The organism is Exiguobacterium sp. s152 (assembly GCF_018618335.1).
In the GTDB taxonomy this organism is placed as follows: Bacteria; Bacillota; Bacilli; order Exiguobacteriales; family Exiguobacteriaceae; genus Exiguobacterium; species Exiguobacterium chiriqhucha.
In genome coordinates, this window is record NZ_JACSLX010000002.1 from 77,475 (window position 1) to 100,096 (window position 22,622).

25 protein-coding genes are annotated in these 22,622 nt (G+C 54.8%); 1 reads left to right on the plus strand and 24 read right to left on the minus strand.

Going from position 1 to position 22,622, the window contains the following annotated elements; translation table 11 throughout:
- Positions 1-3 precede the first annotated feature (3 nt).
- The 16 genes from dprA to smc form a co-directional block, all read right to left on the minus strand.
- A complete protein-coding gene (dprA, locus tag KNP72_RS04415; RefSeq protein ID WP_251128878.1) occupies positions 4-795 on the minus strand; it encodes a DNA-processing protein DprA in 792 nt (263 codons plus the stop codon).
- A gap of 53 nt (positions 796-848) precedes the next feature.
- The gene (gene sucD, locus KNP72_RS04420; protein WP_021067108.1) at positions 849-1,766 is read right to left on the minus strand and encodes a succinate--CoA ligase subunit alpha; all 918 of its coding nucleotides are present in this window, start codon (positions 1,764-1,766) and stop codon (positions 849-851) included.
- 12 nt (positions 1,767-1,778) lie between these two features.
- Positions 1,779-2,939 carry an ADP-forming succinate--CoA ligase subunit beta gene (gene sucC, locus KNP72_RS04425; RefSeq protein WP_021067107.1) on the minus strand — a complete coding sequence of 387 codons (1,161 nt, stop codon included), beginning with the start codon at positions 2,937-2,939 and terminating at the stop codon, positions 1,779-1,781.
- Between the two features lie 111 nt (positions 2,940-3,050).
- The gene (locus tag KNP72_RS04430; RefSeq protein ID WP_214832326.1) at positions 3,051-3,320 is read right to left on the minus strand and encodes an EscU/YscU/HrcU family type III secretion system export apparatus switch protein; all 270 of its coding nucleotides are present in this window, start codon (positions 3,318-3,320) and stop codon (positions 3,051-3,053) included.
- Positions 3,317-4,168 (minus strand): hypothetical protein, encoded by an 852-nt coding sequence (locus KNP72_RS04435; protein ID WP_214832327.1) that lies wholly within the window; start codon positions 4,166-4,168, stop codon positions 3,317-3,319. The genes KNP72_RS04430 and KNP72_RS04435 overlap by 4 nt, the downstream gene beginning before the upstream one ends.
- A gap of 11 nt (positions 4,169-4,179) precedes the next feature.
- Positions 4,180-4,932 (minus strand): ribonuclease HII, encoded by a 753-nt coding sequence (locus KNP72_RS04440; RefSeq protein WP_214832328.1) that lies wholly within the window; start codon positions 4,930-4,932, stop codon positions 4,180-4,182.
- A 41-nt stretch (positions 4,933-4,973) separates the two neighbouring features.
- The gene (ylqF, locus tag KNP72_RS04445) at positions 4,974-5,834 is read right to left on the minus strand and encodes a ribosome biogenesis GTPase YlqF (RefSeq protein ID WP_131433895.1); all 861 of its coding nucleotides are present in this window, start codon (positions 5,832-5,834) and stop codon (positions 4,974-4,976) included.
- Between the two features lie 12 nt (positions 5,835-5,846).
- Complete coding sequence (gene lepB / locus KNP72_RS04450) at positions 5,847-6,389, minus strand: signal peptidase I (protein ID WP_214719447.1); 543 nt, start codon at positions 6,387-6,389, stop codon at positions 5,847-5,849.
- A gap of 82 nt (positions 6,390-6,471) precedes the next feature.
- The gene (gene rplS / locus KNP72_RS04455) at positions 6,472-6,825 is read right to left on the minus strand and encodes a 50S ribosomal protein L19 (protein WP_021067101.1); all 354 of its coding nucleotides are present in this window, start codon (positions 6,823-6,825) and stop codon (positions 6,472-6,474) included.
- Between the two features lie 113 nt (positions 6,826-6,938).
- Positions 6,939-7,655 (minus strand): tRNA (guanosine(37)-N1)-methyltransferase TrmD, encoded by a 717-nt coding sequence (gene trmD / locus KNP72_RS04460; protein WP_214800883.1) that lies wholly within the window; start codon positions 7,653-7,655, stop codon positions 6,939-6,941.
- Positions 7,645-8,160: a ribosome maturation factor RimM gene (gene rimM / locus KNP72_RS04465; RefSeq protein WP_214719449.1), complete on the minus strand. Its 516-nt coding sequence runs from the start codon at positions 8,158-8,160 to the stop codon at positions 7,645-7,647. The genes trmD and rimM overlap by 11 nt, the downstream gene beginning before the upstream one ends.
- 53 nt (positions 8,161-8,213) lie before the next feature.
- Positions 8,214-8,489, minus strand: a complete 276-nt coding sequence (gene rpsP, locus KNP72_RS04470; protein WP_021067098.1) for a 30S ribosomal protein S16 — start codon at positions 8,487-8,489, stop codon at positions 8,214-8,216.
- 81 nt (positions 8,490-8,570) lie between these two features.
- Positions 8,571-9,911 carry a signal recognition particle protein gene (gene ffh, locus KNP72_RS04475; protein WP_021067097.1) on the minus strand — a complete coding sequence of 447 codons (1,341 nt, stop codon included), beginning with the start codon at positions 9,909-9,911 and terminating at the stop codon, positions 8,571-8,573.
- Between the two features lie 11 nt (positions 9,912-9,922).
- Positions 9,923-10,246: a putative DNA-binding protein gene (locus KNP72_RS04480; protein ID WP_214719450.1), complete on the minus strand. Its 324-nt coding sequence runs from the start codon at positions 10,244-10,246 to the stop codon at positions 9,923-9,925.
- Between the two features lie 96 nt (positions 10,247-10,342).
- Positions 10,343-11,344, minus strand: a complete 1,002-nt coding sequence (ftsY, locus tag KNP72_RS04485) for a signal recognition particle-docking protein FtsY (protein WP_021067095.1) — start codon at positions 11,342-11,344, stop codon at positions 10,343-10,345.
- On the minus strand, positions 11,341-14,898 hold the full coding sequence (gene smc, locus KNP72_RS04490) for a chromosome segregation protein SMC (RefSeq protein ID WP_214832329.1): 3,558 nt from the start codon (positions 14,896-14,898) through the stop codon (positions 11,341-11,343). The genes ftsY and smc overlap by 4 nt, the downstream gene beginning before the upstream one ends.
- Positions 14,899-15,013: 115 nt before the next feature.
- Here smc and KNP72_RS04495 point away from each other — a divergent pair, with 115 nt between their 5' ends.
- The gene (locus tag KNP72_RS04495) at positions 15,014-15,208 is read left to right on the plus strand and encodes a DUF1128 family protein (RefSeq protein WP_021067093.1); all 195 of its coding nucleotides are present in this window, start codon (positions 15,014-15,016) and stop codon (positions 15,206-15,208) included.
- A gap of 50 nt (positions 15,209-15,258) precedes the next feature.
- Here the strand turns inward: KNP72_RS04495 and rnc are convergent, their stop codons facing one another.
- The 8 genes from rnc to sdaAA all read right to left on the minus strand — a co-directional run bounded on the left by rnc (position 15,259) and on the right by sdaAA (position 22,620).
- Positions 15,259-16,038, minus strand: coding sequence for a ribonuclease III (gene rnc, locus KNP72_RS04500; protein WP_021067092.1), 780 nt, complete (start codon positions 16,036-16,038; stop codon positions 15,259-15,261).
- Positions 16,039-16,096: 58 nt separating this feature from the next.
- Entirely contained in the window at positions 16,097-16,336 is a 240-nt protein-coding gene (gene acpP / locus KNP72_RS04505) for an acyl carrier protein (protein WP_021067091.1), read from the minus strand.
- 59 nt (positions 16,337-16,395) lie between these two features.
- Positions 16,396-17,136, minus strand: coding sequence for a 3-oxoacyl-[acyl-carrier-protein] reductase (fabG, locus tag KNP72_RS04510; protein WP_021067090.1), 741 nt, complete (start codon positions 17,134-17,136; stop codon positions 16,396-16,398).
- Positions 17,129-18,049, minus strand: coding sequence for an ACP S-malonyltransferase (gene fabD / locus KNP72_RS04515; RefSeq protein WP_214832330.1), 921 nt, complete (start codon positions 18,047-18,049; stop codon positions 17,129-17,131). The genes fabG and fabD overlap by 8 nt, the downstream gene beginning before the upstream one ends.
- Before the next feature lie 18 nt (positions 18,050-18,067).
- Complete coding sequence (gene plsX, locus KNP72_RS04520; RefSeq protein WP_021067088.1) at positions 18,068-19,057, minus strand: phosphate acyltransferase PlsX; 990 nt, start codon at positions 19,055-19,057, stop codon at positions 18,068-18,070.
- Positions 19,054-19,623 (minus strand): transcription factor FapR, encoded by a 570-nt coding sequence (gene fapR, locus KNP72_RS04525; RefSeq protein WP_021067087.1) that lies wholly within the window; start codon positions 19,621-19,623, stop codon positions 19,054-19,056. Before fapR ends, plsX begins: the two co-directional genes overlap by 4 nt.
- Positions 19,624-19,715: 92 nt before the next feature.
- On the minus strand, positions 19,716-21,746 hold the full coding sequence (recG, locus tag KNP72_RS04530) for an ATP-dependent DNA helicase RecG (protein ID WP_021067086.1): 2,031 nt from the start codon (positions 21,744-21,746) through the stop codon (positions 19,716-19,718).
- Entirely contained in the window at positions 21,733-22,620 is an 888-nt protein-coding gene (gene sdaAA, locus KNP72_RS04535; RefSeq protein ID WP_021067085.1) for an L-serine ammonia-lyase, iron-sulfur-dependent, subunit alpha, read from the minus strand. Before sdaAA ends, recG begins: the two co-directional genes overlap by 14 nt.
- Between the last annotated feature and the right edge of the window lie 2 nt (positions 22,621-22,622).

The following is a 22,622-nucleotide window of genomic DNA, read 5'->3' on the forward strand; positions in this document are numbered from 1 at the left end:
TTGTCAACGTCCAATCCTTGAACAGGTTAGAATTTGATCGGCAGTCGTCAATGGAATCGCCCCGTCTTCAATCAATTGATTCGGACCGGCCGCGAGCGGATCGAGCGGGCTTCCAGGCACTGCGAATACCGTCTTTCCTTGCTCGAGGGCATGTCCGACCGTGTTCATCGTCCCGCTTTTGTGACGGGCCTGGATGACGACGAGTCGATCGGCAAGTCCGCTGACAAGACGATTTCGTTCTAAAAATTGAAATTTTTTGACAGGTGTTTCCGGTGTGTATTCCGTGAGGAGTAACCCGTGTCGCGAAATCCGCTCGAACAAGGGGGCGTGGACCTGTGGATACAAGTGCGAAAAGCCCGCTCCGAGGATGGCGATGGTCGGCCGGTCATGATCGAGCGACAGCTCATGGACGAGACCGTCGATGCCGAGCGCCCCACCCGAGACGGAGACAGTTTCTTCTATTAAAGGACGGAAATGTTCGACAAGTCGACGGCTGATGCGATTCAATTCACGGCTTCCGACCAATGCGGTCGTTTGTTGATGTAGTACCTCTAAATCGCCTCGATAAAACAAACAATACGGCGGATTCGGGATGTGGAGCAGCGCGGACGGGAACAATTCGTCCTCCCACGTCAAAAAACGATCGTACGTGACCGTGGAACGAAGCGCCCGTTCGGCCTTGCTCCGGACGCGCGGATGGAACTGATGCATGTTCATATGCGTGTGAGACAAGTAATGATGGACGAACTCGACCGGCAACCGTTCGGCTGCGAATCGAGCGATTGTTTGATTCATCACAATCACCTCTAAAAAATGAGGGATGCTGCGCATCCCCCATTCCGAATGGTTTACGTTGTCGGTTGACCCGTCACGCAAGCTTCATACAAACCTTGTTGTTTCAACACCCGGATGAGTGTCTCTCCGATGACGGCAGGCGTCTCGGCGACTTCAATCCCGTTGGCGTTCAACGTCTTGATTTTCTCAGCGGCCGTACCTTTTCCGCCCGAGATGATGGCGCCGGCATGGCCCATCCGTTTGCCTTCAGGGGCTGTTTGACCACCGATGAAACCGATGACCGGTTTCGTCATGTTCGCCTTCACCCATTCCGCAGCCTCTTCTTCAGCCGTTCCACCGATTTCACCAATCATGATGACCGCTTTCGTGTCCTCGTCTTCATTGAACGCTTGGAGCGTGTCGATGAAGTTCGTGCCGTTGACCGGGTCTCCACCGATTCCGACAGCTGTCGATTGTCCGATTCCGGCAGTCGTCAACTGATGGACCGCCTCATACGTGAGCGTCCCTGAGCGCGAGACGATACCGACGTGGCCTTTCGTGTGGATATAGCCTGGCATGATACCAAGTTTCGCTTCCCCTGGCGTGATGATCCCCGGGCAGTTCGGTCCGATGAGACGGGCCGGTTTGTCCTCGAGGTAACGCTTCACTTGAATCATATCGATGACCGGGATACCTTCTGTGATACAGATGATCAACTCGATACCGCTATCGGCCGCTTCCATAATCGAATCGGCTGCGAATGCAGGTGGCACGTAGATGATTGACGCGTTCGCGCCAGTCGCTTCGACTGCCTCGGATACCGTGTTAAAGACCGGTACGCCGTCAAGGACGGTCGTGCCACCTTTACCAGGTGTCACTCCTCCGACCAATTTCGTGTTATATGCCAGCATCTGTTCGCCGTGGAACAGACCTTGTTTCCCCGTGATCCCTTGAATGATCACTTTTGTATCTTGATTCGCCCAAATACTCATGTCGTTTCCCCCTTATCGAACGAGTGCCGCGATTTTTTCTGCACCGTCAGCCATCGAGCTCGCCGAAGTGATCGCAAGTCCAGATTCATCGAGAATGCGTCGTCCCGCATCCACGTTCGTACCTTCTAACCGAACGACGAGTGGTAAATCGAGACCGATTTCTTTCGTCGCCGCGACGATACCTTCAGCAATGATGTCACACTTCATGATGCCACCAAAGATGTTAACGAAGATTCCTTTGACTTGGTCGTCTGACAAAATCAATTTGAACGCTTCCGTTACTTTTTCTTTCGTTGCACCGCCGCCTACATCGAGGAAGTTAGCGGGTTCGGCGCCGTAATGCTTGATGATATCCATCGTCGCCATGGCCAAGCCAGCCCCGTTAACGAGGCAACCGATGTTGCCATCGAGCGCGATATAGCTAAGGTCGTGTTTTGACGCCTCGACTTCACGCGGATCTTCTTCTGTCGTGTCGCGAAGGTCGACGATGTCTTTGTGACGATAAAGTGCGTTGCTGTCGAAGTTGAGCTTCGCATCGAGTGCGATGACGTTGCCGTCTTTCGTCGTGACGAGCGGGTTGATTTCCGCAATCGTGCAATCTGTCTCGACGTACACTTTATACAATTTCATGACCATGTCGCTGAATTTGTTGACGAGTTTGGTCGGCACTTCCATCTTGAACGCGAGACGGCGTGCTTGGAACGGACGGAGTCCGACGACTGGGTCGACGACTTCTTTATGAATCTTTTCAGGTGTATGTTCAGCGACTTCCTCGATGTCCATACCGCCTTCTGATGAACCCATGATGACAATTCGGCCGATCGAACGGTCAAGCACAAGTCCTAAGTAAAATTCTTGGTCAATGGCAGAGCCTTCTTCAATGTAAAGGCGTTGCACGACTTTTCCTTCTGGTCCAGTCTGATGCGTGACGAGCGTCTTGCCGAGAATCTCTGACGCGTACTGTTTGACTTCTTCATCTGACTTCGCAAGTTTGACACCGCCGGCTTTCCCGCGGCCTCCTGCGTGAATCTGAGCTTTGACAACTTTTAGTTCACCGTCTAGCTTGGCGGCGGCTGAGACTGCTTCTTCAACCGTGAACGCTGGATAGCCCGTAGGTACGGCCACTCCAAACGCCCGAAGCAATTCTTTCGCCTGATACTCATGGATATTCATTTCGTTTCCCCCTTAGTCCCCTTTAATATCGGCACGTCTATTGTAACGAAAAACTGAAAGCGCTGTCTATCGTTCTTGCTTTAAGTTTTCATCTTTTTTTCACATCTACCCCTAGACATCTTCGATTTTTCCTTGTTCCATCTGATAAAGAAACACGAAAAGCTCGGCGATGACCTGATATAGGTCGTCTGGAATCTGCTCTTCAATCTGTAGGGCGGACAAGAGTGACAGTAAGGCCGGGTCCTCATGAATCGGCACCCCGTTCGCTTGCGCGAGCGCGAGCATGCGCTCGGCGACGAGTCCGCCCCCTTTGGCGACGACGCGCGGTGACTCCATCGATTGCTCATAGGAGAAGGCGATGGCTTGTTTGCGATCGGTCATACGCGTTGGTCCACCTTTCCGAGCGGGGCGAACGTGTCCGGTACCGTTGCTTCCTGTTTTGGTTCGAACGAGAAGCGGGACAGCTCATAGCCACTAGCTAAGAGTGCGCGCCCGAGCAACGGCTCATAGGCGTTGACGAACGGACTCAAGTCATGTTGCTCGTTGAACACTTTAACCGACACGTGCCGCTTCTGGACGAGCAAATCGATGCCCGTCTCTCCATATTTCGGGGTCTCGAGGAATAGAACGATGCGGGCATGATCAGAGTCGATGACCTCGCCTTTCGGCGCCTCGAGACGGAACCGCACTTGTTCAAACGGTCCTAAATGCGGTATGTGAAATGCTTGAACGACGAACGGCGGGGCCTGCACGGCGTTGAACGTCTCTTGGGCCCGGACGAACTGTTCGAACTTCGGGTCGCCTTTCGCTTTGAACAGCTCGACGACGAGTTGCTTCACGTCAGCACCGGCCCCGCTCTCGAGCAGTTGCCGGCCTTGCGCCTGGAGCGGCTCGGGCGTAGCGAGTGGTTGGCGCGCCAGACGCCCGAGCTCGCTGCCGAGCTGGGCGAGCGGTGACCGCGCTACTTGCGCGAGCGCTTCTGCTTGTTGCGGCACGACCTTCAAGACGAGTTTCGGCTCGAGATCCGTGACGACCATTTTGTACGTCACGTTCTCTTTGACGTCGGCGTTCACCCCGACCCGGAACATGCCTTGCGGCAGCTGCATGACCGCCTCGCCGCCGGGCAACAGTTGGAGTACCCGACCGACGACCGTATTGCCGACGAGCAGTTGCCGTGAATTTTGTTCGGTGACCTTGAACGGCAGGACGCCTTGGTGATCGATGCGCATCGTTTCCCCTCCTACATCTGTTTAATCGGTGCGAACGACTTCCGGTGAATCGGTGTGATACCGTGTTCCGCGAGGCCGGTCAAATGGTCTTTCGTGCCATAACCCGCATTCCGTTCGAACCCGTACCCGGGATAGAGGATAGCGTAATCCTCCATCATGTTGTCGCGAATGACTTTTGCGACGACGCTCGCCGCCGCGATTGAGACACTCCGGGCATCCCCTTTGATGAGTGACTGCTGCGGGATGTCGAGGTCGAGCCGCATCGCGTCAATCAACAGCGCATCGACCGTTCCGAGCTGCCGGACCGCTTCCACCATCGCCAGTTTCGTCGCCTCATAAATATTGACCTGGTCGATCACGTCAGCGTCGACGATGCCGACACCGACCGACGCCTCGTCCATGAGGATGCGGTATGCCAGTTCCCGCGCACGTTTTGACATCTTTTTCGAATCGTTCAGGCCGGGATGATAAAACCCTTCCGGCAAGATGACGGCCGCCGCGACGACTGGCCCCGCGAGCGGCCCTCGACCGACCTCGTCGACACCACCGATGAGACGGAACCCTTGGGCCTTCCACTCGTCTTCGAATGTCTGACGGGCCGTATAATCGGCACGGAGGGCATGTTCTTGTGCGAACTGTCGCTCTCGTTGTCGGATGAGCGTCTGGACGCCCGCCCGCGGGTCGCCTTTCAACTCGGCCCGTACCTGCTCCCACTCTTCATATCGGACCGTCTGTAGCCGTTGTTTAATCGCTTGAATCGTCATTCCGTTCCTCCTATTCAAAAAAGCCCTGTTTGCACAGGACTTCACGCCATGTCATGGTCGGCCGGCGTCTCTAGGGAGACGCGTCCGATTTTCTCATGACGCAGTTCGTTCAATAGTAATTCGCTCGCTTTCTCGAAATCGACGTAGCCGCCGCTAACGAGTCCACGTTTCTTCCCAATCAATTCGAGCAGTTCGACGGCATCTTCCGGCAGTTGATCGATTTTGAATCGTTCTTTCAACTGTTCCGGATAGCGGGCCGACAGCTCGCGGGCCGTATAGAGCGCGATATCATCAAGGTTCAAGATATCATCCTTGATGGCACCGGTCGCCGCCAAGCGATAGCCGACCATCTGGTCCTCGAACTTCGGCCACAGAATTCCAGGCGTGTCGAGCAGTTCCATCTCGCCGCCTTTCATCTTGATCCATTGCTGACGCTTCGTGACACCCGGACGGTCGCCGGTGACAGCGATGTTGCGTCCAGCGAGACGGTTGATGAGTGTCGACTTGCCGACGTTCGGTATGCCGATGATGAGCGCGCGGATTGGACCGGGGTTTCGGCCTTTCTCACGCATGCGGTCATGCTTCTCTTGCATGAGCTTCTCGGCGCCCGACATGAGCTGCTTCAAGCCTTTGCTATGTTTCGCGTCGACGGCGACGACCTCGATGTCATCGCGCTTCAAGGCGCGGAGCCAGGCGTCGGTGACGACCGGATCGGCCATATCGGCTTTATTCAAGACGATGAGACGCGGTTTGCCTTCCGTGATCTCATCGACCATCGGGTTACGGCTCGATTGCGGAACACGTGCATCGACGAGTTCGATGACGACATCGATGAGCTTTAACTTTTCTGTTACTTGTCTTCGTGCCTTGGCCATGTGGCCAGGGAACCATTGAATTGCCAAACAAACACCACCTTATTCTTGTACGGTCCCGAAATCGCCGAGCGGCCAGAACACGAAGTTCGTTTTGCCGACGACGTCCTCTTTCGGGACAAAGCCGATTTCACGGCTGTCTTTCGAGTTTTGACGATTGTCACCCATGACGAAGTACGAGCCTTCAGGGACGACCGTCTCGCCCGTCACTTGTTCGAGCGTAAAGTTTTCGGTAAGAGGAAAACCGTTCATCTGTGCCTTAAAATCCTCTAAATACGGTTCTTCGACCGCCTCACCGTTCAAGTAGAGCGTATCGTCCCGATATTCGAGCGTATCGCCAGGAATGGCGATGACGCGTTTAATATAGTCTTTCGATTCTGTCGCGTGGAAGACGATAATATCGCCTCGGTCGAGCTCACCGACGTAGTTCGAGATTTTGCTGACGATCATCCGATCGGCATTTTGGAGCGTCGGCATCATCGACTCTCCTTCGACGATGACAGGTACAAAGATGAACGTCCGGATCACGAACGCGATGACGAGCGCAACGACGATCGCCTTAAGCCAACTGAACACTTCTTTCAACTTGCCTCACTCCTCTGTCCGTTTGAACTTATTGTACTAGAAAAAAAGAAGCTTGTCGCAAGCGACAAGCTTAATCCCCATCTTAACGACGGATTTCTTTAATACGTGCTGCTTTACCGCGAAGGTTGCGGAGGTAGTAGAGTTTCGCACGACGGACTTTACCGTAACGAACGACTTCGATTTGCGCGACACGTGGTGAGTGAAGCGGGAATGCACGCTCAACACCTACGCCGTAAGAAATCTTACGAACTGTGAATGTTTCGCCGATGCCGCCACCCTTACGCTTGATGACTACGCCTTCGAAGATCTGGATACGCTCGCGCGTTCCCTCTACGACTTTAACGTGGACACGTACTGTGTCACCAGGACGGAAAGCAGGTACGTCTGATTTGAATTGTTCTTCTGTGATTTCACGGAACAGTTTTTGTGTGTTCATGAATAGTTCTCCTTTTTCTTCAATGTTCATATCTTCATCTGCCCAAGCATCCAACAGCGGAACATCGGTAATTGGTGGGGTTAACCCACATGCTCAAACATAGCACAATTCGGTCAATCGCGCAACGATTCAATGAATTTTTTATCTGCCTTCGACAGTTCAATGCGCTCAAGCAGGTCCGGTCGCCGGCGATACGTGCGCAGGAGCGACTGCTCTCGGCGCCACGCTTCGATTTTGGCGTGATTGCCCGACAAGAGCACGTCAGGCACTTTCAGACCACGGAACTCCGCGGGGCGTGTATAGTGCGGATACTCGAGTAGCCCTGTCGAGAACGAGTCATCTTCATGGCTCGCCTGATCCCCGAGCACTTCCGGGATGAGACGGACCGTCGCATCGATCATGACCATCGCGGCGAGCTCACCGCCGGTCATGACGAAGTCACCGATTGACACTTCGTCCGTCGCGAGCTCGTCATGAATCCGTTGATCGAACCCTTCATAATGGCCGCATAAAAAGATCAAGTGTTCCTCGGTCGCCCATGCTTCCGCCATCTGTTGGTCGAAACGGCGTCCAGTTGGCGTCGTGACGATGACGCGGGGACGCTTCTTATTGATGGCGTCGAAGGCGTCAAAGATCGGCTGTGGGGTGAGCAACATGCCCGCCCCGCCACCGTACGGGTAATCGTCGACCTTATGGTGTTTGTTCGTCGAGAAGTCACGGAAGTTCGTGAACGCCATCTCGACTTGTCCGAGTGTACGGGCCCGTCCGACGATTGAATGATCGAGCGGGGCGAACATCTCGGGGAATAACGTTAAAACATCAATCTTCATCGTCAATCATTCCCGGAATCGGGGTGATGACGACACGTTTCGCCTCGACATCGATGTTGCTCACGACCGATTCGATGTACGGGATGAGCGCGTCCGACTTGCCAGGGCGTTTGATGACCCAGACGTCGTTGGCACCAGTCTCGAAGATATCGTCGACGACACCGATGACCTCACCGTCGACGACGGCCTCGCAACCGATAATCTCGTGATAGTAAAACTCATGCTCCGGTAACTCGTGGACGTGCTCGACATGAACGTATAGTTTCATCCCTTTATACTTCTCGACGAGATTGATATTCTCAAGCCCTTTGAACGTCACGAGATGGAACTGCTTATGCGGACGATACGTCGTCACCTCGAACGGGAGCTTCTTGCCATCGACGTCCAAATAGAGCGTCTCGCCTTTCTTGAAGCGTTCGGCTGGGAAATCGGTCGCGGCGAGCAACTTCAGTTCCCCTTTCAAGCCGTGGGTATTGGCGATCTTACCTACGTATAACCATTCCATTGTTGTGCCTCCTCAAAAAAATGGGCCGACCTCATAAAAGGTCGGCCACATCCTTACTTCGCGTTTTTCGCGTTGTGGAATTTCTCCATGATCCCTGCTTTAGAGAACAAGTTACGTACTGTGTCAGATGGCTTCGCGCCGTCTGCCAACCATTTGAGAGCGAGTTCTTCGTTGATGCGAACTTCTGCTTCTGGTTTTGCAACCGGGTTGTAGTGACCGAGTTGCTCGATGAAACGGCCATCACGTGGTGAACGTGAATCAGCTACAACGATCCGGTAGAAAGGTGATTTGTTTGCGCCCATGCGCTTGAGACGAATTTTAACTGCCATGGTAATATACCTCCATCATGTGTTTAAGAATTGACAACTTTAATAGTATACTGTTTTTTTGCCCGACTGACAAAAGTTTTCTTAGAAGAACGGAAGGCCGAGACCTTTTTTCTTCCCTTTCATTTGTCCTGACATCTGCTTCATGAGCTTCTTCATGTCATCGAACTGTTTGATGAGACGGTTCACTTCCTGGATGGAACGACCGCTCCCTTTTGCGATCCGCTTGCGACGACTCGCGTTGAGCACTTCAGGATTGGAGCGCTCATGCTTTGTCATCGAGCGAATGATCGCCTCGACATGATCGAGTTGCTTCTCGTCGATTTGGACGTTCTTCAACCCTTTCATCTTACCTGCACCAGGTAACATCGAGAGCAATTCGTCAATTGGGCCCATGTTTTTCACTTGACCCAACTGCTCGATAAAATCATCGAACGTAAACGATGCATCGCGAATTTTGCTTTCAAGCTCCTTCGCAGCATCTTGGTCCATCTGTGACTCGGCTTTTTCAATGAGTGTGAGCACGTCCCCCATCCCAAGAATCCGTGACGCCATGCGTTCCGGGTGGAATGGTTCGAGGGCATCCAACTTTTCACCGAGACCGACGAACTTAATCGGCGCTCCCGTGACTGCCTTGATTGAAAGGGCTGCCCCACCACGTGTATCACCGTCGAGCTTTGTGAGCACGACGCCGGTGATTCCGAGTTTCTCATTGAAGCTGTCGGCCACATTGACCGCATCTTGACCCGTCATCGCATCGACGACGAGGAAGATTTCATTTGGTTTGGCAATCGTCTTCACGTTTTCGAGTTCGCCCATGAGCGTCTCGTCGATGTGAAGGCGACCGGCCGTATCGATCAACACGAAATCGTGATGATTGGTTTTGGCGTACTCGAGCGCTTTTGTGACGATTTCTTCCGGCTTCACTTGGTCGCCAAGTGAGAACACCGGTAAATCGAGTTGCTTGCCGAGTGTCTCGAGCTGTTTGATGGCCGCAGGCCGATAAATATCTGCCGCGACGAGAAGTGGACTCCGGTTATGCTTTTTGCGAATCAAGTTCGCGAGCTTCCCGGTCGTCGTCGTTTTCCCCGCACCTTGTAACCCGACCATCATGACGACTGTCGGTGGTTTTGGGTTAAATGTGATCGGGACGACGTCGCTTCCCATCAAAGTCGTTAGCTCTTCATGAACGATTTTGACAACTTGTTGGCCCGGTGTCAACGATTTCATGACGTCTTGGCCGATGGCCCGTTCTTTCACGTCGTTGACGAACTGTTTGACCACTTTGAAGTTGACATCGGCTTCAAGGAGAGCGAGACGAACTTCTCTCATCATCTCTTTGACATCTGCTTCGGAAATTTTACCTTTCCCCCGCATTTTCGCCAGTGTCGATTGCAACCGTTCGGATAATCCTTCAAATGCCATGCTTCAGCCCCCTACTCTAAATTCTCAAGCGCCGAAATCGTTTCCGTCGCGTCGGGCGAATGCTCGACTTGACGTTTGAGCGTCTGAAGCAGTTGTTGCCGCTGTTCGAATTTGTCGAACAAGGCCAACTTCTCCTCATACTGCTCAAGCATCGCTTCGGTACGCTTTATGTTATCGTAGACCGCTTGACGGCTGACTTCAAACTCTTCCGCAATCTCTCCGAGCGAGTAGTCATCTAGGTAATAAAGAGACATATAGTTGCGCTGCTTCGGTGTGAGTAGTGCTTGATAAAAATCGAACAAGTAGTTCATTCGATTCGTCTTTTCGAGCGACATGACCTCCACCTCCACATGTTAAGTGAAATCCCTTTACAACTACCAATAGTACAGCCGTCCCTAGCTCTTGTCAAGTTTTTTTCTTAACAGAGAAACTTAGGCGAGGTCATCGTTTGTCTGTTGTTTTTCTTCGAAGATGTCCCCGAATAATCCGTATACGAACTGTTCCGGGTCGAACGCTTGTAAATCATCGATTTTCTCGCCGAGCCCGACGTATTTGACCGGGATATCGAGCTCGTTTCGAATCGCGAGCACGATGCCGCCTTTGGCCGTGCCGTCGAGCTTCGTCAAGACGATGCCGCTCACGTTCGTCGCTTGTTTGAACGCCTTCGCCTGGACCATCGCGTTCTGCCCAGTCGTCGCGTCAAGCGCGAGCAACACTTCATGCGGTCCGTTCGGCACTTCGCGTTCGATGACCCGCTTCACTTTTTCAAGCTCGTTCATCAAGTTGACCTTGTTTTGCAAACGTCCGGCCGTGTCACAAATCAAGACGTCAACGCCGCGTGATTTCGCTGCCTGGACGGCGTCGAACACGACCGCGGCCGGGTCGGAACCTTCGGCTTGACGGATGACCGGGACTCCGACGCGTTCGCCCCATACTTGGAGCTGGTCGATGGCACCGGCCCGGAACGTGTCGCCCGCCGCGAGCATGACCGAACGGCCTTCCGACTTCAATTGATGGGCGAGCTTGCCGATCGTCGTCGTCTTGCCGACGCCGTTGACGCCGACGAACAAGATGACCGTCAATCCGTCTTGCATGTTCAACTCACGGTCCGACTCGTCCTCTTGAAGTCGCTTCGCCACGACTTCGACGAGCGCGTCGCGGACGGCGACCGGATCTTTCAAGTTGCGGCGCTTCACTTCTTCTTTCAAATCTTCGACAAGGTCCATCGTTGTCGTCACTCCGACGTCCGCCTGGATGAGCAGATCCTCGAGTTCATCGAAGAAATCCTCATCGACTTCGCGGAACCGATAGACGAGATCGTTGACGGCATTCGCGAACCCGTCGCGGGTCTTCGTCAAGCCATCGGTAAACTTTTGTGACGCTTCTTGCGTCGAGGTCGTCAATTTATCTTTTAGCTTCTTAAAAAAACTCAACTTAATTCCTCCATCTCTTCTTCCGTCTCAACGACGCGCTTCGCTTCAGATAGTTCGACCGAAAGCACCTCGGAGACCCCGTTTTGTTGCATCGTCACGCCATAGAGCGTATCCGCCGCCTCCATCGTCCCTTTCCGGTGCGTGATGATGACGAATTGCGTGTCAATCGACAGCGTCCGGATATATTCCCCGAACCGATGGACGTTCGCCTCATCGAGCGCCGCCTCGACTTCATCGAGTACACAGAACGGCACCGGACGCGTCTTCAAAATCGCGAATAAGAGCGCAATCGCCGTCAAGGCCCGTTCTCCCCCTGAGAGCAGACTGAGCGTCTGCAGTTTCTTCCCGGGTGGTTTGGCGACGATATCGATGCCCGTATTGAGCAAGTCGGACTCGTCGACCAATTTCAAATCGGCCTCGCCGCCACCGAACAGTTCGTGGAACGTCTGTTTGAAGTGACCGCGGACGAGCGTATACGTCTCTTTGAACAACCGTGTCACTTCGCGGTCCATCTCGTTGATGATGTCATACAAGTCCTCTTTGGCGCTGACGAGGTCGTCCCGCTGTTCAGACAAGAACATGAACCGTTCATTGACGAGATCGAACTCTTCAATCGCATTCAAGTTGACCGGACCGATTTCCTCGATTTGACGGACGAGCAGTTTGAACTCCTCTTTCGCCTCATCGAGCGGGATTGTGAGCGTCGGCAGCAAATCGAAGACGAGTCCACGTTCATCGAGCGCATCGAGTTTCCACTTCCGTTTCAACTCCAGTTCGTTCACGTCGGTCTCGAGTTTACGGACGTCCGCATCGAGTCGACGGCGCACGTCCGTCGCTTGTTGTTCGCGCTGTCTTAGAATCCGGTACGATTCTTCTTTCGCGTGAAGCTGGTTCAACTGTTGCGTCAGGCGCGCTTTGAGCGCGTCCATCTGTTTGACCGCCTCGACATGTTCGAGCTCGAGTTCGGCTGAAGAGACGACCCGGCCGCTCGCCACATGTTCGAGCTCACGTTCAATTTGACGAAGACGCGCCGTCTGTTTGGCGACCTCGGCCTCGAGCCGTTCGACTTCCGAGCGGACCCGGTCGAGGTCGAGCGTATGCCGTTGGCGATCGAGTTCGTTTTGACGGATGGCTTCTTGCAGTTGCCCCGTCGTCGCGGCACCTTTCGCTTGCTCACCACGGAGCGCCTCGAGCTCGGTCCGAATCGAGGCTTGTTTCACATCGGTCGCCTCGAGCTCTTGTGCGAGCCGCGTCAATTCGTTCGTCGCGGTTTCAATCGTATGGGCATAGCGGGCCATTTCATGATCGAACAGTTCAAGTTGCGCCTTGGCGTCTTGTGACACCCTCTCCAAGCTTCGGTACGCCTGTTCCGTCGAACGGAGCGTCTCTTCGGCCTCACGTTTTTTGAGCCTGATTGTCTGGAGCGACTCTCGCAACCGGGACATCTCATCGGTATACGTCGTCACGCGCAACTGTTGCTCATGGAGCATGGCCAGCCCTTGCGTCAATCCGTGCTTCAAGTCATCGAGTTCACGCGATTGCGTGAACAAGGCGACGCCTTGCTTCCGGCTACCCCCGGTCATCGAACCGCCGACGTTGACGATGTCCCCGTCGAGCGTGACGATACGATAGCGATACCCGGTCGTCTGGGCGATCCGGTTGGCGACTTCGAGTGAGTTGGCGACGATGACGGCACCGAGAAGGGACCGTTTCAATTTGTCGTAGGCTGGGTCTGTTTCGACGAGGTCGGCGGCGATGCCGACGAATCCGTCGAGCGATTCGAGCCGGTGCGCGACTTCACTCGGGACGTAACGTTCCTTCACGCTCGTCATCGGCACAAACGTGGCCCGTCCAGCATTCGCCTTCCGTAGCCGATCGATTTCTCGGCGACCGACCACATCCGTCTCGACGACGATGTGTTGTTGCGTCTGACCGAGCGCCGTCTCGATGGCGGCCTCGTAGGACGGGAGAACGCGAATCAATTCCGCGACCGCACCGAGCACGCCCGGCCCCCGTTCTTTCAACACGAATTTGACGGCATGGAAGTAGCCTTCATATGACTGCTTCATCCGCTCGAGCAATTCGATGCGGTCCTCGGTCTTCTGACGCCGGCGGTCGAGGTCGTGGTACGACTGCTCGGCCCGGGCCAGCTTGTCCCTCAGTGTCGTCTCTTGTTCGGTCAAATCGGCTTCTTGCGCGAGCAACGTCTCCCACGTCGTCCGCGCCTCATCGAGACGAGCCTGCTCGGCCTCGAGCGAAGCTGTCTGTTCGGTCCTCACATCGAGGCGATCCTTGTTCTCACGCAGGAGGCGGGCTTTCGCTTCCTCGGCTTGTTCGATATCCCGTCGTTCCCGCTTCTGTTGATTGCTGAGCGTGGCACGGGTCGTCGCCAGTTCGAACGCCTCGCCTTGGAGTTGTTCGATTTCCGCGTTAAAATCGCGTGTGGCTGCCGTCAATTGTGTGTCGAGTTTGACACGTGCCGCCTCGACGGTATGTAACGCCTCGGTTTTAGACGCCAAATCCGCCTCAGCCACGTGCAATTTCTGCGTCAACTGTTCGGCCTCTTCGGCCAACTCGACCCGTTGGCGCTCGAGACGTTCTTTCGTTTCCGCCCCGTGCTCTTCGCGGGCTTTCGCGAGCTTGATTTCGCCGGTCAATCGTTCCAGTTCGGTCGCCTGTGTCCGTTCGTCCTGGTAGAGCATATCGAGCGTTTCCCGATCGACGGCGAGTGTCGCCTCGAGCTCCGTCCGTTCCGCCACAATCGCGTTCAACGCGCCGTCTTGCTCAGCGAGATGGGCGGACGCCGTCCCGAGTTGTTCGTTCGTACGGGTGATTCCTGTGCCGAGTTCCGTAATCTCGGCACCGAGAATACCCGTCTCGAGCTCATCGTGCCGAGCTTTTGCGACTTGATACTCACGGGCGAGCGCGGCTTGTTCACGGAGCGGTTCGACCCGGTCGGCGAGTTCATACAAGATATCGTCGACGCGGGACAAGTTCAATTCAGTGTCCTGCAGTTTCCGTTCCGCTTGTTTTTTACGCTGGCGGTATTTCAAGACACCCGCCGCTTCTTCGATGACGGCACGGCGGTCTTCCGGTTTCCCGGAGATGACCTGCTCGACCCGCCCTTGGCCGATGATGGCGAAGGCATCACGCGACAGACCCGTATCCATGAACAGGTCGATCACATCTTTGAGACGGCACGGCTTCTTGTTCATAAAGTAGTCACTGTCGCCGCTCCGCGTGACACGTCGCGTGACGCTTACTTCTTCATACGGCAGCCGCAAATGGGCGTCCGTATTGTCCAACACGAGCGTCACTTCGGCGACGTTGCGATGGTTCTCCCCTTCACTGCCGGCAAAGATGACATCTTCCATTTTCGCTCCACGGAGCGATTTGGCCGACTGCTCACCGAGTACCCAGCGAACAGCGTCCGATATATTTGATTTTCCGCTCCCGTTCGGTCCAACCACGGCTGTTACGCCGGGACGAAAATCCAGTTCAATCCGTTTGGCAAACGATTTAAAGCCAGCGAGTTCGATTCGTTTTAAGTGCATCGTGACCATCCTATCCTCAGTAAGCATTCATTTGTTTATTTTACCACAGTTGCCAGTTCGTCAAAATGCTAGAATCATGCTATTCTAAAAAGAACTGTAGAAAGGGGTACGACCGATGACTAACGAACAAATGATTGAGGAAATTCTCGACAAAATGAACATCATCAACCGCGGCGCCATCAAAGCGGAAGAATATAACCGTGCCGACGCCTCGGCCGTCAAAGAGATTTACGACTACGTGATGAATCGTTCATCGTTGTCGATTTCTGAAGTGGATGGAATCGTCGAAGAACTCGGGCAATTGACGTAACTAGATGATACAAAAAGGAGTGGACCCGTTGAGAGGTCCACTCCTTTTTGTTAAAGGCCGGCGTATTGCCGATTGAATTCGATTAACGCTTCTTTCGCCGCGAGCTGCTCGGCTTCTTTCTTCGATCGGCCGATGCCTTCCCCGACGATATCGTCAGACAGACGGGCATGGGCGACGAACTCCCTGCTATGGGCCGGCCCGCGCTCTTCGATAATCGTGTACGAGACGGGGCCGAGCCCTTCGCGTTGCACGCTCTCTTGAAGCTGACTCTTATAATCGGTCTGTTCTTCAAACACACCCGCTAAGACTTTCGGAAAAACCGCTTCGGCGAGGAACTGTTCGACTGGTTCAATCCCTTGGTCCAGATAGAGCGCACCGATGTAAGATTCGAACACATCGGCGAGTAACGCCGGACGCTTGCGACCGCCGGTCAACTCTTCGCCTTTCCCAAGCAAGATAAAATCAGAGAAAGCATAGGCTTCCGCGAAGTTGACGAGTGACGGCTCACAGACGATGGCCGCCCGCAACTTCGTTAATTCCCCCTCGGAGCGCTCCGGATACGTCTCATACAAAAACCGAGACACCGTCAACTCGAGAACCGCGTCGCCTAAAAACTCTAAGCGCTCATTGTCTTTTTTCAGACCGCGTTGTTCGTTGACGTATGAGGAGTGGGTGAACGCTTGCATCAATAGGTCCTGATTCGTGAATCGAACGGATAGCCGTTCTTCAAGTGTCTTGAACTGCTCGAGAATCCGAGACCGTTCGAGCTCATTTCGTCGGCGTCGTTGCGCCGACCCTTGACGGTCAAACCGTCGCTTATCCTTTGTCATAATTCCCTCCGTGAATAAGCACAAGCCCACCGCTCATGACGAGCGGTGGGAGGCTTGATTACAATTTAGTTTCGATGTAAGCGACAACGTCGCCGACAGTTGCAAGTTTCTCTGCATCTTCATCTTCGATTGTTATATCGAATTTGTCTTCAAGGTCCATGACCATTTCCATAACTTCGAGCGAATCCGCACCGAGGTCGTCTTTGAATGATTTGTCGGCTGTGATCTCAGATACATCTTTCCCGAGTTTCTCTGCCACTGCTGCTTGTACGTCTACTAAGATTTGTTCTGTTGTCATGATAAAATCCCTCCAAATTAAAGTATATAAAATGTGATTCGATTGGTAAAGTTCTGATTTTAAGCCATCGTCATCCCGCCGTCAACGGCAATCGTTTGACCCGTCACGTAAGCCGCCTGGTGTGAAGCGAGGAATGAGACGACGTTCGCCACGTCTTCGACTTGGCCGAAGCGGTTGAACGGGATTTGTCCGAGCGTCGCCTCACGCTGGGCGTCGGTCAAGGCATCGGTCATGTCCGTCTGAATAAATCCAGGACAGACGGCGTTCACCGTGACATGGCGTCCGGCGAGTTCACGCGCGACCGATTTGGTCAGGCCGATCAGCCCGGCTTTCGCCGCCGCATAGTTGGCCTGTCCGGCGTTGCCCGTGATGCCAACGACCGAGGCGATATTGATGATACGGCCCGACTTCGATTTCAAGAGCGTCCGCGTCGCGGCTTGCGACGTCAAGAACGCACCTTTCAAGTTCGTCGACAAGACATCGTCAAAGTCAGCCTCTTTCATGCGCATGAGAAGACCGTCACGCGTGATGCCCGCATTGTTGACGAGGCAATCGATGCGGCCGAACGTGTCGACCGTCGTCTTGATGAGCGCCTTCACGTCATCCGCATTCGAGACGTCCGCTTTGACGGCGATGGCCTCGCCCCCGTTCGCTTCAATCTCACTGACGACAGCCTTTGCTTTCTCAACACTACCCGAGTAATTCACGACGACCCGAAAGCCGTCCTCCCCTAAACGCTTCGCGATGGCGGCCCCGATCCCCCGGGACGCGCCTGTCACGATTGCTACTTGGTCATGCACGTACTTCTCCTCCTAACGCGGTCACCTCTTCGAGCGTCGTCGCCTGTTTGATCGTCACGTTCGCGTCGATTCGCTTGATGAGACCCGACAATGGCGACGTCGGACCAAATTCGATGAACGTGTCGACGCCAGCGTCGATCGCTTTGCGGACACACGCCTCGAATCGGACCGATGCGTACAGTTGCTCGGTGAGGAGTGCTTTCAATTTCTCCGGGTCGGTATGGACCTCGGCATCGACGTTCGAGATAATCCCGATCGCCGCCGGTTTGAACGGTGACGAAGCGAGCACGTCTTTGAACCGCGTCGCGGCCGGCATCATGTACGAGCTGTGGAACGCACCAGAGACATTGAGCGGTAAGACGCGTTTCGCGCCGGCCTGTTTCAAGTCCGTCTCGGCTTGTTTGACCGCGTCGACGTGTCCCGAGATGACGAACTGACCCGGACAGTTGTAGTTGGCGATTTGTACAAGGTTCCCGCTAGCACTGATTTTCTCCGTCACATGGAACGCCTCGTCGACATCGGTCATCCCGATGACGGCTGCCATCGCCCCATCCTTCACTTCTGACATGAGCTTACCGCGTTCGTGGACGAGTACGCTCGCCTCTTCCAAATCGATGACGCCGGCGATGACGAGTGCCGCATATTCTCCGACGCTGTGACCGATCACCATGTCTGGCGCGGCCCCTGTTTTGGCGTGAGCTTGTGCGAGTGATGCCGCATGTGCCACGATGGCCGGTTGGGCCAGTTCTGTCCGTTGAAGCTCTTCTTTTGATCCTGCCGCCATGGCGTCGAGTAAATCAAATCCGAGGCGACGGCCGATCGCGTGCAGTTGTTCAGGATTGTCGAGGAACGTTTGGCCCATGCCGACGGCTTGTGACCCTTGTCCTGGAAATACCCATGCTGTTTTCCCCATGTACTCACCTTCTTTAAATTAGTTTGTGGCTTTGGCTTGCTTGATCTTCGCGACGACGTCGTGATCGACCATGATTTTCGCCTGTTTGAGCGCGCTCATGATGGCGAGCGCATCGCTCGAACCGTGCGCTTTAATGACCGGGGCGTTGATGCCGAATAACCCGGCTCCACCGTGTTCCCGATAATCTAATGTTTGTTTCAATCGTTTCAACTTCGGTTTTAAGACGAGAGCGGCGAGCTTCGAGACGAAATCGCTCGTGAACTGTTCTTTCATCATCTTCATGAGCATCGATGACGAACCTTCGACACCTTTGAGCAAAATGTTTCCGGCGAACCCTTCGGTGACGATGACGTCCACGTCACCGGACATCGCCTCACGTGCTTCCACGTTGCCGACAAAGTGGACCGGTGCTTGTTCAAGGAGGGGGTACGCCTCTTTCGTGAGGGCGTTTCCTTTCCCAGCCTCGGTCCCGATGTTCAGTAGCGCGACGCGCGGGCGCTTGACGCCGCGGACGTGCTCAGCGTAGAGCGAGCCCATGATCGCATAGTCGACCAAGTGCTCAGGCTTAGCGTCCGGATTGGCCCCAACGTCTAAAATGACGACACCGCTACCCGTATATGTAGGGAACGTAGGTGACAACGCGGGACGCTCGATGCCGGGAATCCGTCCGATGACGAATAGTGACGCCGCCATGAGGGCGCCGGTATTCCCAGCCGAGACGAGGGCGTCGGCCTCTCCGTCTTTGACGAGTTTGGCCGCCACGACGAGCGAGCTGTCCTTTTTACGACGGACGGCCCGGACCGGCTCATCGTCTCCGGTGATGACTTCACTTGCCGGAACGATTTTGATTCGCGGGTCGGTCAACCCATAAGAGGCGAGTTTGACCTCATCTCCGACTAAAAACAGTTCCATCTGCTCATTCGGGAACGCGTCGGCAAACTGTTTGACGCCTTCCACGATTGCTTTCGGGGCATGATCCCCGCCCATTGCATCGATTGCTAATTTCATGCCTGTTCCTCCTCACCGCGACGATAGATCGTGAAGTCTCCGCTAAAGACACACTCTTCGCCGACATAACTATCCACTGTGACGTCCGTTCTTCCGTCCCGACGTAGTTTGATTACACGAGCCTTGGCAACGACTCGCTCTCCAAGATGGACCTGGCGACTAAACCGGATGTCCGCTTTAGTGGTCAACGCCAATTCATCATTGATGAGCGCCACCGCTAACGAGTTGGCCTGGGCGAACAATACGTGTCCCCGGGCGATCTCGTTGCGGCTAAAGACGTGTTCTCTCTCAATGTCGAGAACCGAGATGGCCGATTCATCGAGCTTCAAGTCAATCATATCACCGATGACCTCGCTCATGGCGAGCGACTTCACTTCATCGAGGTGTTCTGAGGCAACGTGCTTGATCCGTTCTCTCACTTCCGGAATCTTTAACTCCATCCGATCGAGTCGAATCGTTTGAATACTGACGGCAAACTGTTTCGACAGCTCTTCGTCTTTGATGAACGGGTTGCGATCAATCGTTTCTTGCAATAAGCGTTGCCGCTCTTTCTTAGGTACCCGCATTTAGTTCCCTCCTAAACTCTATGCTAAAGAACTTAATACCTGGTACTAATAGCAGTATATATTCTTTAGATTTTATTTTCAAGTGTTGTTTGTCATTCCAATCGTTCTCCGACGAGTAAGTCGAGTCGTTTCAAATAGTGCCGGAGCGGGGCATACGTCGCCTCATTCCAAAACGCCTCGCTCCCGAGCAGCCGGACGGCGTCTTGCATCGCCACTTCCATCACTTTTAAATCGAGTACTGGATCAGCGACGCGGAAGCTCGGCAGACCGCTTTGGGCCGTCCCAAAGAAGTCACCGGCCCCGCGGAGTTCCAAGTCTTTCTCGGCGAGCACGAATCCGTCATTCGTCTCGGTCATCGTCTTTAAACGAAGTTTCCCGACGTCGGACTTTGGATCCCCTACCAATATACAGTAAGATTGATCGGCGCCTCGACCGACACGCCCGCGCAGCTGGTGCAGTTGCGCCAAGCCGAATCGTTCGGCGTCGTGGATGATGATGAGCGAGGCGTTCGGCACGTTCACCCCGACCTCGACGACCGTCGTCGAGACGAGGATTTGGAGGGCGTTGCTAGCGAAAGCCTTCATGACCTCGTCTTTCTCGGTGCTCGACAGTTTACCGTGCATGAGACCGACCGCATAATTCGGGAAGCGCTCCCGTAACATGTCGTAGAGCGCAGTCGCGCTCTCGACTTCGAGCGTGTCCGATTCCTCGATGAGCGGCGCGATGACGTACGCTTGACGTCCGAGGGCGAGCTCACGGTTCACCATCGCATGGACCCGGTCAATTTGATCGGTCTTGGCCCAATACGTCTCAATCGGCTTCCGCCCGGCCGGCATCTCATCAATCGTCGAGACGTCCATCTCCCCGAAAGCGCTGATGGCGAGCGTCCGTGGAATCGGCGTCGCTGTCATATAGAGAACGTCGGCGAGTTCCGCCTTGTCACGGAGCATTTTCCGCTGTTCGACCCCGAACCGGTGTTGCTCATCGGTGATGGCCAGATGCAGACGCGAAAACTCGACCGGCCCTTGAATCAAGGCGTGCGTCCCGACGATGATATCGACGTCGCCGTCTTTAATCGCCTGGAGCAATTCGTTCCTAGCCTTGCCTTTGACCGAACTCGTCAGTAGCCCGACGCGCATGCCGTAAGGTTCGAACAGCGCCTGCAACGAGGCGAGATGCTGTTCGGCCAAAATCTCCGTCGGGACCATGAGCGCCCCTTGATAGCCGGCGCACACCGTCGCATACAAGGCGATCGCGGCAACGACTGTCTTTCCGCTCCCGACATCCCCTTGTAACAACCGATTCATCCGTTCTGGCTTTTCTAAGTCGCCGACAATCTCCCGGATGACACGTGTCTGTGCCCCTGTCAACGGGAACGCGAGCTGTTTGACGAACTCGTTCAACCGCTGCTTGTCGAGCGTGAGCGCGCGCCCTTTCCCCGCCCGCTCCATCTTACGGAACGCCTGGAGTTTCAATTGATAGAGCAGACACTCTTCATAGACGTAACTTCGGCGTGCCTGTTTATACGTCTCGACCGAATCAGGGAAATGCATCCCTTTCAACATCGTCTCCCGGTCCTCGAGACGATAACGTTGCCGAATCGATTCGGGCAGGCGATTCTCGAACGAGGTCGTCTGTTCGAATGCGAGTTTGACGATGCGTCCGAAATTCTTTTGGGTCAGTCCGGCCCGGAGCGAATAAATCGGTTGCAACCCATCCGAGAGCTCACCGAACTCGAGGTCGGTCGCACTGATCGTCATCCGGTTCATATCCCATTTCCCTTTGACCGTCACCGTGGCGCCGAGCGCGAGCTTGTCTTTATAAAAGGCCCGGTTGAACATCGTCACGTGGACGACATAACGCTCCTCGAGCAACAAGCGGAATTGGAGCCGGTTCTTGCCTTTGCTGTAATAGCGTACGAGCGGTGCCGCCTGGACGGTGCCGCTCCATTTGACGAGGTCTCCGTGAATGGCCGTCGTCACCGTGCCGCTATTATAATTTTCATAACGAAACGGGACGTGCTCCAGCACGTCCTCGATTCGTTCGAGACCCATCGTCTCTAATTTTTTGGCCATCTCTGGCCCGACCCCTTTCAGCGTCGTCAACGCCTCACTTCTGGACATTTTCTTTCTCTCCAAAGATGTTTCGTTCGAGACGGCGTGCCGTCGGCGTATTGGCGAGACCACCACGCGCTGTCTCTTTCAACGCGGTCGGCATCATCTGGCCAATCTCATGCATCGCGGAAATGACCTCGTCGCAAGGGATCCGTGACGTGATGCCGGCGAGTGCCATATCGGCCGCAACGATGGCGTTCGCCCCGCCCATGGCGTTCCGTTTGACGCACGGCACCTCGACGAGCCCCGCCACCGGGTCACAGACGAGACCGAGCATGTTTTTTAGTGCGATTGCAAACGCCGTCGCCGATTGTTCCGGCGTCCCGCCGGCCGCTTCGACGATGGCCGCGGCGGCCATCCCGGTCGCTGAGCCGACTTCCGCCTGACAACCACCAGCCGCTCCTGAAATCGAGGCGTTGTTGGCGACGACGAAGCCGAACGCTCCTGACGTGAACAAGTAGCGGACCATCGCGTCACGGTCCATCTCCAGACGTTCTTTGACCGCAAACAACGTACCCGGTACGACGCCGGCGCTTCCGGCGGTCGGGGTCGCGCAGATGCGTCCCATCGCCGCGTTGACTTCATTCGTGCCGATCGCTTTTGCGACCGCATCTAAAATCAAGTCTCCGGCGAGCGATTTGCCGGAACGGATATAGTCGGTCATGAGCACGGCATCGTTCCCCGTGAGACCCGTCACGGACGTCACGCCTTCGAGTGCCCGCGCGACCGCTTCTTCCATCACTTCTAGATTGCGCTCCATCATGCCGACGACTTCTTCCCGCGTCGAGCGTCTGACGTGCACTTCTTGCTCGATCATCACTTCTGAAATCGGAATGCCTCGCTCTGTTGCCGTTCTGACTAATTCTTCTACTGATTTAAACATAT

What these genes read in the sequence shown, in the direction of transcription:
- KNP72_RS04440 (WP_214832328.1), bottom strand. Translation starts at nt 4,932, where the DNA reads ATGACGATTCAAGCGATTAAACAACGGCTACAGACGGTCCGATATGAA.
- smc (WP_214832329.1), bottom strand. Translation starts at nt 14,898, where the DNA reads ATGCACTTAAAACGAATCGAACTCGCTGGCTTTAAATCGTTTGCCAAA.
- sucC (WP_021067107.1), bottom strand. Translation starts at nt 2,939, where the DNA reads ATGAATATCCATGAGTATCAGGCGAAAGAATTGCTTCGGGCGTTTGGA.
- plsX (WP_021067088.1), bottom strand. Translation starts at nt 19,057, where the DNA reads ATGAAATTAGCAATCGATGCAATGGGCGGGGATCATGCCCCGAAAGCA.
- rpsP (WP_021067098.1), bottom strand. Translation starts at nt 8,489, where the DNA reads ATGGCAGTTAAAATTCGTCTCAAGCGCATGGGCGCAAACAAATCACCT.
- sdaAA (WP_021067085.1), bottom strand. Translation starts at nt 22,620, where the DNA reads ATGTTTAAATCAGTAGAAGAATTAGTCAGAACGGCAACAGAGCGAGGC.
- rplS (WP_021067101.1), bottom strand. Translation starts at nt 6,825, where the DNA reads ATGAACACACAAAAACTGTTCCGTGAAATCACAGAAGAACAATTCAAA.
- sucD (WP_021067108.1), bottom strand. Translation starts at nt 1,766, where the DNA reads ATGAGTATTTGGGCGAATCAAGATACAAAAGTGATCATTCAAGGGATC.
- dprA (WP_251128878.1), bottom strand. Translation starts at nt 795, where the DNA reads ATGAATCAAACAATCGCTCGATTCGCAGCCGAACGGTTGCCGGTCGAG.
- rnc (WP_021067092.1), bottom strand. Translation starts at nt 16,038, where the DNA reads ATGACAAAGGATAAGCGACGGTTTGACCGTCAAGGGTCGGCGCAACGA.
- ffh (WP_021067097.1), bottom strand. Translation starts at nt 9,911, where the DNA reads ATGGCATTTGAAGGATTATCCGAACGGTTGCAATCGACACTGGCGAAA.
- KNP72_RS04430 (WP_214832326.1), bottom strand. Translation starts at nt 3,320, where the DNA reads ATGACCGATCGCAAACAAGCCATCGCCTTCTCCTATGAGCAATCGATG.
- recG (WP_021067086.1), bottom strand. Translation starts at nt 21,746, where the DNA reads ATGTCCAGAAGTGAGGCGTTGACGACGCTGAAAGGGGTCGGGCCAGAG.
- fapR (WP_021067087.1), bottom strand. Translation starts at nt 19,623, where the DNA reads ATGCGGGTACCTAAGAAAGAGCGGCAACGCTTATTGCAAGAAACGATT.
- rimM (WP_214719449.1), bottom strand. Translation starts at nt 8,160, where the DNA reads ATGGAATGGTTATACGTAGGTAAGATCGCCAATACCCACGGCTTGAAA.
- trmD (WP_214800883.1), bottom strand. Translation starts at nt 7,655, where the DNA reads ATGAAGATTGATGTTTTAACGTTATTCCCCGAGATGTTCGCCCCGCTC.
- KNP72_RS04435 (WP_214832327.1), bottom strand. Translation starts at nt 4,168, where the DNA reads ATGCGCATCGATCACCAAGGCGTCCTGCCGTTCAAGGTCACCGAACAA.
- acpP (WP_021067091.1), bottom strand. Translation starts at nt 16,336, where the DNA reads ATGACAACAGAACAAATCTTAGTAGACGTACAAGCAGCAGTGGCAGAG.
- KNP72_RS04480 (WP_214719450.1), bottom strand. Translation starts at nt 10,246, where the DNA reads ATGTCGCTCGAAAAGACGAATCGAATGAACTACTTGTTCGATTTTTAT.
- fabD (WP_214832330.1), bottom strand. Translation starts at nt 18,049, where the DNA reads ATGGGGAAAACAGCATGGGTATTTCCAGGACAAGGGTCACAAGCCGTC.
- KNP72_RS04495 (WP_021067093.1), top strand. Translation starts at nt 15,014, where the DNA reads ATGACTAACGAACAAATGATTGAGGAAATTCTCGACAAAATGAACATC.